Source organism: Lysobacter sp. (assembly GCF_035655815.1).
Taxonomy (GTDB): Bacteria; Pseudomonadota; Gammaproteobacteria; order Xanthomonadales; family Xanthomonadaceae; genus Lysobacter_J.
The window spans coordinates 1-10,286 of record NZ_DASRTS010000059.1 but is presented as its reverse complement, the minus strand read 5'-3'; the positions used below and the strand labels follow the sequence as shown (position 1 = coordinate 10,286).

Genomic DNA, 10,286 nt, shown 5'->3' with positions numbered 1-10,286 from the left:
CGGGCGCCGCCACTACTCCAGCTAACGCGCCGACGGCGCCGACCGCCACGCCGGCCAAGGGAGCGGCGTCATGAGCAAGAAGAAATCGATCAAGCTCAACGAGCTGGACTTCAACAACATCGGTTCGTGGCCGCGACAGGCACAGATCGGCTTCTGCGTCATCGTCGCCCTCTTCATCGTCGCGGGCGCCTGGTATTTCTTCGTGAGCGACAAGCGCACGGAGCTGGAAGGCCTGGAGCGCACGGAAGTCGACCTGCGCGCCGAGTTCGAGAAGGAGCAGGGCAAGGCTTCCAACCTCGAACCGCTGAAGCAGCAGCTCGCCCAGATGGAGCAGCAGTTGCAGCAGATGCTGCGCCAGCTGCCGAGTAAGACCGAGATGCCCGACCTGATCGTGGACATCTCGCAGACGGCGCTCGCAACCGGCATCACCAACGAGCTGTTCCAGCCAGGCGCGGAGCAACCGAAGGAGTTCTACGCCGAGAAGCCCATCGCGTTGCGCATGGTAGGCAGCTACCACCAGTTCGGCGGCTTCGTCAGCGGCGTGGCCTCGCTGCCGCGCGTGGTGATCATGACCATGCACGACATCTCGCTGAAGCCGCGCGGAAAGGAAGGCGGTGTGATCACGCCGAACAGCCCACTGGAACTGGCCGGCACGGTCAAGACCTATCGCTATCTGGACGAAGAAGAAGTCGCCAAGCAGGAGCAGGCCGCGCAAGGTGCGGCCGGCAAGCAGGGGGGAACCTGAGATGCGCGCAAGCTTCAAACGTGACGGCGCACGCCGCGCTCTCGCGCTCGCGCTGTCGCTGCCCCTGGTGCTCGGCGTCGCCGGCTGCTCGCGTGGCGTGACCAGCACGCCGGGCGAGGCGCCGAACCTCGAGAAGTGGGTTGCCGAGGTCAAGGCGCGTCCGGCGCCGCCGCTGGAACCGCTGCCGGTGATGCAGCAGTTCGAGACGTTCGAATACAACGCATACGCGATGCGCGATCCGTTCAGCACGGCGTTCACCGACGAAGGTGGCGGCAATGGTCCGCGTCCGGACTCGCAGCGCCGCAAGCAGACGCTGGAGCAGTTCCCGCTCGACAGTCTGGACATGGTTGGCACGCTGGGCGGCGGCAAGAACGTCATCGCCCTGGTCATGGCACCCGACAAGGTGACCTACCGCGTGCAGCCGGGGAATTACCTGGGGCAGAGCGATGGCCGCGTCACCGCGGTGTTCGAGGATCGCATCGAGCTGGTGGAACTGGTGCCGGATGGCGCGGGTGGATGGCTGGAGCGTCCCGCCACGGTCGCGTTGGAAGATCAATAGGATTCTGGGGGAAACACGATGACCGTTTTTAAACCGGAGTGCCGTGAGCCGGCCTGCTCCAACGCCACCCGCGTGCGGTCCGACCGCCGCCCTCTGCTGCTGCGCAGCGGTTCCGTAGGCCTGGTGGTCGGTGCGATCGCCGCCATGAGCGCCGTGCATGCAGCCGCGCCGGTGCCTGCGACCGCGCCGGTCACGGTCGCGCCCGCGGCCAGCCCGGATCCGGCCAAGCAACTGCCGGGCGCGATCGAGGTGTCCAACATCGACTTCAAGCGCGGAACGGATGGCTCCGGCCGCCTTGTGCTGAAGTTCAGCGGTGACGGTGCCGCGCCCGACCTGCGGAACCAGGGCTCGAGTGTCGTCGTCAACGTCGGCAATGCCAAGCTGCCGGAAAGCCTGCGCAAGCCGCTCAACGTGGTTGATTTCGCCACGCCGGTGCAGCGGATCGACGCACGCGCGAGCGGCGGTGGCACGCAGCTGATCCTCAACACTAGCGGCAACTTCGAGTCGCTGGCGTACCAGACCGGCCGTGAGTACATCGTCGAGATCGTGCCGCGCACGGGCGCCGCTGCCAGCGGCCGCGCCGTTGGCCAGGCGACCACCGGCAAGGCGCCGGCTGCCGGAAGCCGCGGCTACAGCGGCCGACCGGTCACGTTCAACTTCCAGGACGTGCCGGTGCGCACTGTCCTGCAGCTGATCGCCGAAGAGTCCGGGCTGAACGTCGTGGCTGCCGACACCGTGTCGGGCAACGTCACGCTGCGCCTGATGAACGTGCCGTGGGACCAGGCGCTCGACATCGTCCTGCAGGCCAAGGGCCTGGACAAGCGCCGCAGCGGCAACGTGGTGTGGGTCGCGCCGCAGGCGGAGATCGCCAAATACGAGCAGGACAAGGAAGACGCACGCATCGCGCTCGACAACCGCGTCGACCTGCAGACCGAGTACGTGCAGATCAACTATCACAACGCCTCGCAGATCTTCAAGGCGCTGACCGAAGCCAAGGGCATTGGTGGCGGTGGCGGTGGTAGCGGCAACAGCAGCAACGACAGCGGCTTCCTGTCGCCGCGCGGCCGCCTTGTGGCTGACGAGCGCACCAACACGCTGATGATCAGCGACATCCCGAAGAAGATCGCGGAGATGAAGCAGCTGATCCACGTGATCGACCGGCCTGTCGACCAGGTGCTGATCGAGGGGCGCGTCGTCATTGCGCAGGATACGTTCGCGCGTGAGCTGGGCGCTCGCTTCGGCATTGCCGGCCAGAAGGACGGCAAGTATCTGTTCAACAACAACATCGAGAACAACGACAGGACGCGCGATTCCCTGGTTGAGGCGAGCGAGACCGGCGGCAATCCGACGTTGTTCAAGGGGCCGATGAGCAATCTTGCCGTACTCAATCCTACGAGTTCGGTCGCCTTGCAGATCCTCAATGCCGGCTATGCGCTCGACATCGAATTGTCAGCCATGCAGGAAGAAGGTCGCGGTGAAGTGATCTCCAATCCGCGCATCGTCACCAGCAACCAGCGCGAGGCGGTCATCCGCCAGGGCCAAGAAGTCGGTTACGTGACGATTTCGCCGTCGCAGGGCAGCACGACCATTCCTATCCCTAACGTCCAGTTCAAGGACGTGCTGCTGGAGCTGAAGGTCACGCCGACCATTACGCATGACGGCCGTGTATTTCTGAACATGAACGTCAAGAAGGACGAGGTCGAAGGCTTCGTCGACACCTCGATCGGGCAGGTGCCGACCATCGCCAAGCGCGAGGTCAACACCGCCGTGCTCGTGGAGGATGGGCAGACGGTGGTGATCGGCGGCGTGTACGAGTTCCGCGACCGCAGCGATGTCTCGAAGGTGCCGTTCCTGGGCGACGTTCCATTCCTTGGCAACCTCTTCAAGAAGAAGGGTCGCAGCAAGGACAAGGCCGAGCTGCTGATCATGGTCACGCCGAAGGTTATGAAGGTCGAACAGCGCGGGTGAGCGGTACGTCATCAGGCTCTACGCCAAAGAGGGCCTTCGGGCCCTCTTTGCATTTGCGGCAGGGTGTCCACCGGAATGGCGATGGTCGGCCGCTGAATGGGTGACAGCCGCGTTGAACCGCGGCGGCCGACTTCGGTCAAACTGCAGCCAGCCACCCCGCGAGACGCCCATGGACCGCCGCAGCGACGACCTTCCCCGCCTGTACGATGCTTTCCGCGACCTGCGACAGGCGCTGTCGGCGGAGATCATTGGCCAGGCCGGGCTGATCGATCGCCTGCTCATCGCCCTGCTGGCCGACGGGCATTTGCTGGTCGAAGGGGCGCCCGGCCTGGCCAAGACCAGCGCTATCCGCGCGCTCGCCGCGCGGCTGCAGGCCGATTTCGCCCGTGTGCAGTTCACCCCGGACCTGCTGCCGGCCGATCTCACCGGCACGGAAGTGTGGCGTCCGCAGGAAGGCCGTTTCGAGTTCCAGGCCGGTCCCATCTTCCATCCCATCCTGCTCGCGGACGAGATCAACCGTGCGCCTGCGAAGGTGCAGTCGGCGCTGCTGGAGGCCATGGGCGAGCGCCAGGTCACCGTTGGGCGCGCGACCTACGCGCTGCCGCGGCTGTTCCTGGTGATGGCTACGCAGAATCCGATTGAGCAGGAGGGCACGTTCCCGCTGCCCGAGGCGCAACTGGACCGCTTCCTGATGTACGTCCGCATCGGCTATCCGCAGGCGGACGCCGAGGCCGAGATCCTGCGGCTGGCCCGCGAGCGCGCACGCCAGACGCTGCACGAAGCAGCGCCGCCGGTCGAGCGCATGCCGCTGGAGCAGGTGTTTGCCGCGCGCGAAGTCGTGCTCGGCCTGCATGTCGCGCCAGCGGTGGAGCGCTATCTGATCGAACTGGTGCTGGCATCGCGCGACGCCGGGCGCTATGACGCGAACCTGGCGCGCCGCATTGCCTGGGGTGCGAGTCCACGCGGATCCATCGCGCTGGAACGCTGCGCGCGTGCACATGCCTGGCTGGCCGGCCGGGATTTCGTCACGCCCGATGACGTACGTGCCGTCGCGCCGGACGTGCTGCGGCATCGCATCCTGCCCAGCTATGAGGCCACGGCCGAAGGCTGGGACGGCGAACGGCTCGTTGCCGAACTGCTGCAGCGTGTGCCGCTGCCCTGAAAAGCTACCTGACGCGGATTGCGCAGATGATCGCGGAAAAGACGAATGCGGATACCGTGAGCAGGTGGTTTCGTCGCGATCGTGCTGGTCGCTGCCACCGGAAAGCGCGTGTTTCCCGCTTCATCCGTGTTCGTCCGCGTTGATCCGTGTCGAACGCGACGCAGAACCAGATGCCGAACGATCACACCCAAGACACCACGCAAGGCAACGGCATCGCGCCGACGCTGCCGGAACTGGTGGCGCTTCGCGGCACGGTTGCCGGTCGCCGTCCTGCCGAGCGTGGGCGGTTCGGTAGCAGCGGTCATGCGCTGTCGCCGTTGCGTGGGCGCGGCATGGAATACGCGGAATCGCGCGAATATGTCGCCGGCGACGACGCGCGGCACATCGACTGGCGGCTCACCGCACGCACGGGTCGGGCACACACCAAGCTCTTCCAGGCGGAGCGTGAGCGGCTGAGCCTGATCATCGCCGACACCGCGCCTGCGCTGTATTTCGGAACACGTTTGCGGTTCAAGTCCGTGCAGGCTGCACGCGCGGGCGCGGTCGCCGCGTGGGCCGCCGTTCGCGATGGCGACCGCATCGCCGCGCTGCGCGGTTCGCTGCGCGAAGCGCCGATTCCGCCCGCATCCGGCCCGCGCGGTGCCTTGCGGGTGCTGGATGCGCTGGTGCGCTGGTACGCGCGCACTCCGCAGGACGATGCGGGACTGCCAGTCGCGCTGGATCACGCGCAACGCCTGCTGCGGCCGGGCTCGCGCGTGATCGTGCTCGCCGATCCCCAGAGCGTCGCGGTCATTCCGACGCAACGCTGGGCCGCGCTTGCGCAGCATCACGAAGTGATCGTCCTGTTGCTGACCGATCCCCTCGAAAGCGCACCGCCCAAGGCGTCGCTGCCGTTCCAGACGGTGGATCACCGTGTCGAAGTGGATCTCTCTGTCGCCGCGCAGCGGCAGGCATGGCGCAACGAGTTCGCGCGCCCGGTCGATGCCGCGATGGCGCAACTGCCCGCGCGTGGAGTGCGCGTGCAGGCGCTGTCGACACAGGCGCCAAGCGACTCGTGGCTGCCGTTGCTTGGCCGCAACCGGCCGCTGGTGGCGTGATGGCCGACGGACTCGTCCTGCGCGACATTCACGTGAGCCCGGCGCCGCCGTGGTGGCCGCCGGCGCCTGGCTGGTGGGTGGTCGCGGGCGTGCTGCTGCTTTTGGTCGCGTTGGTGTGGTGGTGGCGTGCGCGCGTGCGGCGCAGGCGTGCGCGGATCGCGGAACTGTTCGATCGCAGCGTGGCCGATGCGCAATCGCCTGCGGAACAGGTGGCGGCGATGTCGGAGCTGCTGCGCCGGGCCGGTCGGCAGCGTGATCCCGACGCCGATCGGTTGGAAGGCGAAGCGTGGCTGGCATTCCTCGATGCCGCCCCCGCGCGCCGAGGACGGCGCGCGGAAAGTGCGCCTTTCAGCCAGGGAGCCGGCCGTCTGCTGCTGGACGGTGGATATCGGCGCGAGGTCGATCCGGCCGAAGTCGAAGCTTTGCGTCGTCTCGCGCGGCAGCGCTTCCTGCAGTGGATGGGCGTCCGGTGATCGATTCGCTGCTCGCGCCGTTGCTCTCACTCAACGAACAGTTCGCCTGGCCGTGGATGTTGCTCGCATTGCCGTTGCCACTGCTCGCGCGCTGGCTGCTGCCGCCGGCGCGCGGTGGCGCTTCGGCCGCGCTGCGCGTGCCGTTCGGCGAGCGGCTGGATCGTGTCGCTCGTGCCGGCGGGCGCAGCGTGCTGGGTGGCCGCGTGAGCGTGCTGGTGTGGCTTGGCTGGATCCTGCTGTGCGTCGCGGCCGCCAGGCCACAGCAACTGGGCGAAGCAGTGCAGCCGCCGCAGGCCGGGCGCGATCTCATGCTGGCGCTCGATCTGTCGGGCAGCATGCGCGAGCCGGACATGGAGCTCGGTGGACGCGCGGTGGATCGCCTTACCGCGGCGAAGGCCGTGCTTGCGGACTTCCTCGACCGGCGTCGCGGCGATCGCGTCGGCCTCATCGTGTTCGGTCGCCGCGCCTACGCGCTCACGCCGTTGACGCATGATCTTGCTTCCGTCCGCCAGCAGCTTGAGGACAGCGTGATCGGCCTGGCCGGACAGGAAACCGCCATCGGCGACACCATCGCGCTCGCGGTGAAGCGCCTGCGTGCACAACCGGCGCAGCAGCGCGTGCTGGTGCTGCTGACCGACGGCGTCAACACTGCCGGGCTCCTGGAACCGAAGAAGGCCGCGGAGATCGCCCGAGCCGAAGGCGTGCGTATCCACACCATCGCGTTCGGCGGAGAAGGCTCGCTGTCGCTGTTCGGATTGCAGCTGCCCATGCCGGGCGCCGGCGACGAGATCGACGAATCCACCCTGCGCGATATCGCGAAGGGCACGGGCGGTCGTTTCTTCCGGGCGCGCGACACCTCGCAGCTCGCCGGCATCTATGCCGAGATCGACCGCCTGGAGCCGATCGAACGCCCGGGTCAGGCGGTTCGCCCGCGCATCGAACGCTACGTGTGGCCGCTGGGTGCGGCGTTCGCGTGCGCCCTGCTGGCATTCGCGTGGCCGCGCAGGAGGCTGGCATGAACCTGGCGTCCTTCGATCCGGCCATGTTGCACCTGCTGCGGCCACACTGGCTGTGGGCGCTGTGCGGACTGCCGCTACTGTTCGTGCTGTGGCGCGTGCGGCGGCGACGCGCGAGCGTGTGGCGCGAAAACGTGGATGCACACCTGCTGCCGCACCTGCTGGTCGAGAAGGGCGACAGTCGCTCGCGCTGGGCATGGGGCGCCGCGATGCTCGGCTACGTTCTCGCCGTGTTCGCACTGGCCGGGCCGAGCTGGCGCCAGAGCGCGCAGCCCTTGTGGCAAAGCCGCACGCCGCTGGTGATCGCACTGGATCTTTCCGGCGCGTCGCTTGCCGGCGATCTGCCTCCCACGCGGCTGGCACAGGCACGCGCCAAGATCGCCACGCTCCTGCGCGAGCGGCAGGGAGGACAGGTGGGGCTGGTGGTGTTCGCGCAGGACGCCTTCACCGTTGCGCCGTTGACCGAAGACGCGGGCAACGTGGCGTTGTTCCTCGATGCACTGTCGCCGGACGTGATGCCTGTCGATGGGCAGCGCGCCGATCGCGCCATCGAATGGTCGGCGGGATTGCTGCGGCAGGCAGGATTCACGCAAGGCACGATCCTGCTGATCGCGGACCACGCGGATGACGATGCGCGCGAGGCAGCCGCGAAGGTGCGTGCCCAGGGATTCCAGGTCGATGTACTGGGCATGGGCACGTCAGCGGGCGCCACCTACAAGCGCGGCGATGGCGCGTTTGTACAGGCGCGATTGGATGCCGGCTCGTTGCGCGCCGTGGCATCCGCCGGTGGCGGCCGCTACGCGGACATCGCCACCGACGATGCCGATCTGCGCGCGCTGGGCGTACTCGATCCGGACGCTCGCCTGGGCAGTGGCGATGCCGAACGCGTCGCCGAACTGCGGGGCCGGGCGTGGCTGGACGAAGGCTATTGGCTGTTGCCGCCGCTGATGCTGCTGTCGCTGCTGGCGTTCCGTCGCCGCGGGGCGCTGGCGGTCGTGCTGCTGTTCCTCGCAATGCCGCAGGCGCGTGCGGCCGATTGGTGGCGTCGCGCCGACCAGGTGGAGCACGCGCAGATGGATTCGGCCAGCCAGGCGTATCGAAGTGGCGACTTCGCGAAGGCCGCGCAGCAATACCAGGAGCTCGACAGCGCGGACGCCCACTACAACCGCGGCAATGCGCTCGCCAAGGCCGGACAGTATCCGCAGGCGATCGCCGCGTACGATCAGGCGCTGAAGCGCCAGCCGGGAATGGAGGATGCAATCGCGAACCGGCGCGCCGTCGAGGTTGCGATGAAGCGCAAGCCGCCGCAGGGCGGCGGTTCGGGTTCGCAGTCGCCGCCATCCCGGTCGAAAGACCACGATCAGAGGCAGGGCGACTCGCAGGCATCGCAATCGCCTTCGCAGTCACAGCCGCAGCAGCCGAAGCCGCAGGACGATGCGAAACGCGACAGCGGACAACAGCCTCCGTCGCAGGCCGACGCGCAGTCGCAGCAGGCCGCTGACGCCGCACAGCGCGAGCGCATGCAGCGGGCGCTGGAACAGCAGCGGGGCGCACAGACGCAGCAGCAACGCAAGCAGGAACGCGCCAACGAAACTCCGCAGCAACGCGAGCAGCGCCTGGCGAACGAGGCCTGGCTGCGCCGCGTGCCAGACGATCCGGGCGGATTGCTGCGCGAGAAATTCCGGATCGAGCACGAACGCCGACAGTCCAGTGGCGAGGCCTCTCCATGAACGCACGTCCCTCGCATGCGCGAAGCCTCGCCGCTTTCGCCTTGTTCCTGCTGCTGGCCCTGCTGAGCCTGGATGCCTCGGCGCAGATACGCGCCTGGGTGGATCGGGATCGCATCGCCGCGGGCGAAACGGTGACGCTCAACATCGAGACGACGTCCACGACTACGGCCGAGCCCGATTACGCGCCGCTGATGTCGGACTTCTTCCTGAGCGGACACACCAGTCGCCGCGAGTTCGTGATGGAAAACGGACGCAGCACGATCCGCACGCTGTTCGCGGTGGCGTTGCGGCCGCGACGCGACGGCATCATCACCGTTCCTGCATTGCAGGTCGGCAGCCTGCGTACGCAGCCGATCCCGCTCACCGTGGCACCCGCCGCCGCGCGCAGGCCGGCGCATGCCGGCGACGATGTATTCATCGAAAGCCAGGCCGACGACGATGCTCCTTACGTGCAGCAGTCCGTCGGCTGGGTGGTGCGCCTGTATTCCGTGGCGCCCCTGATATCCGGCCAGCTCGACCAGCCTGCGCCCGACGGCGCCTCGCTGCAGCGGGTGGGCGACGATGCGCAGTACCAGCGCAACATCGGCGGGCGGCGCTACAACGTGGTGGAGCGACGCTTCCTGCTGGTGCCCGAGCGCAGCGGCGAACTCGTCATTCCGCCCGCGCATTTCGAAGGGCGCGGTGCCGGTGGTTTCTTCGACGATCTGTTCGGCGACCGCGGCGGCGCGCTGGAAGCGCAGGCCGCGCCGGCCACGTTGCAGGTGCAGGCCGTGCCGGCGAACGCGCCGCAGCCGTGGTTGCCGCTGCAGAACCTGCAATTGCGTTACCAGTCCACGCCGCAGGACTTGCGCGCCGGCGCCGCCGCGACGCTGACGCTGGAGGCGGTGGCCGACGGTGCGACCGCCGCGCAGATGCCCGAACTGCAGTTGCCGACCATCGAGGGCGTGCAGGTGTTCGCCGAGCCCGTGCAGGCGGACGAGCGCTTTGTCGACGGACGTCCACGCGTCAAGCTGACGCGTCGCTTCTCGCTGGTGCCGTCCCGCGAGGGACAGGTGCAGCTCGCCGGCGTGCAGATGAACTGGTGGGACGTGCGATCCGGCAATCCACGCACCACGCGCCTGCCACCGCTTTCGTGGACCGTTGCGCCGGGCAGCGCAGCCTCTTCCACTGTCCTGCCGGCGCCTTCCGCAGCGAATTCCCCGGGGGGAATCAACGCATCCGGCACGCAGCCCGCGAACGTGACCGATCTCGGCGGCGCGAATCGCGCCTGGGTGCTGGCGGCACTGCTGTTCGCCGCGCTCTGGCTGTTCACGCTAGTGTGGGGGCTGCATCGCGGCGAGGGCGTGAAGGCCGCCGTAAAGCCCGATCCAGCGTTGCCGGATGCAGAGCCCGCCAGGTCCCACGTCGACCTGAAGCGCCTGCTCGACCGTGCGGATCTGGGCGAGGTGGCCGACGGTCTGTGTTCGATAGTCCGGCCACCTGCGCGGGATCTCGACGAGGTCCGCGAGCGCCTCGACGATCCGCAACAGCGCCAGG

9 protein-coding genes are annotated in these 10,286 nt (G+C 68.0%); all 9 read left to right on the top strand.

What is annotated here, in order from left to right:
• The first annotated feature begins 70 nt into the window (after window positions 1-70).
• On the top strand, window positions 71-745 hold the full coding sequence (locus VFE83_RS15835; RefSeq protein ID WP_324907901.1) for a type 4a pilus biogenesis protein PilO: 675 nt from the start codon (window positions 71-73) through the stop codon (window positions 743-745).
• A 1-nt stretch (window position 746) separates the two neighbouring features.
• Window positions 747-1,304 (top strand): pilus assembly protein PilP, encoded by a 558-nt coding sequence (locus VFE83_RS15830; protein WP_324907899.1) that lies wholly within the window; start codon window positions 747-749, stop codon window positions 1,302-1,304.
• 18 nt (window positions 1,305-1,322) lie between these two features.
• Window positions 1,323-3,272: a type IV pilus secretin PilQ family protein gene (locus VFE83_RS15825; RefSeq protein WP_324907897.1), complete on the top strand. Its 1,950-nt coding sequence runs from the start codon at window positions 1,323-1,325 to the stop codon at window positions 3,270-3,272.
• Window positions 3,273-3,441: 169 nt separating this feature from the next.
• Window positions 3,442-4,434, top strand: coding sequence for a MoxR family ATPase (locus VFE83_RS15820; protein ID WP_324907895.1), 993 nt, complete (start codon window positions 3,442-3,444; stop codon window positions 4,432-4,434).
• 170 nt (window positions 4,435-4,604) lie between these two features.
• Entirely contained in the window at window positions 4,605-5,531 is a 927-nt protein-coding gene (locus tag VFE83_RS15815) for a DUF58 domain-containing protein (protein ID WP_324907906.1), read from the top strand.
• A complete protein-coding gene (locus VFE83_RS15810) occupies window positions 5,531-6,004 on the top strand; it encodes a DUF4381 family protein (RefSeq protein ID WP_324907893.1) in 474 nt (157 codons plus the stop codon). Before VFE83_RS15815 ends, VFE83_RS15810 begins: the two co-directional genes overlap by 1 nt.
• 56 nt (window positions 6,005-6,060) lie before the next feature.
• Window positions 6,061-7,023 (top strand): VWA domain-containing protein, encoded by a 963-nt coding sequence (locus VFE83_RS15805; RefSeq protein ID WP_324907903.1) that lies wholly within the window; start codon window positions 6,061-6,063, stop codon window positions 7,021-7,023.
• Complete coding sequence (locus VFE83_RS15800) at window positions 7,020-8,750, top strand: VWA domain-containing protein (protein ID WP_324907891.1); 1,731 nt, start codon at window positions 7,020-7,022, stop codon at window positions 8,748-8,750. Before VFE83_RS15805 ends, VFE83_RS15800 begins: the two co-directional genes overlap by 4 nt.
• Window positions 8,747-10,286, top strand: a 1,540-nt coding sequence (locus VFE83_RS15795) for a BatD family protein (protein WP_324907889.1), incomplete at its 3' end; no start/stop codon positions are given. The genes VFE83_RS15800 and VFE83_RS15795, both read left to right, overlap by 4 nt.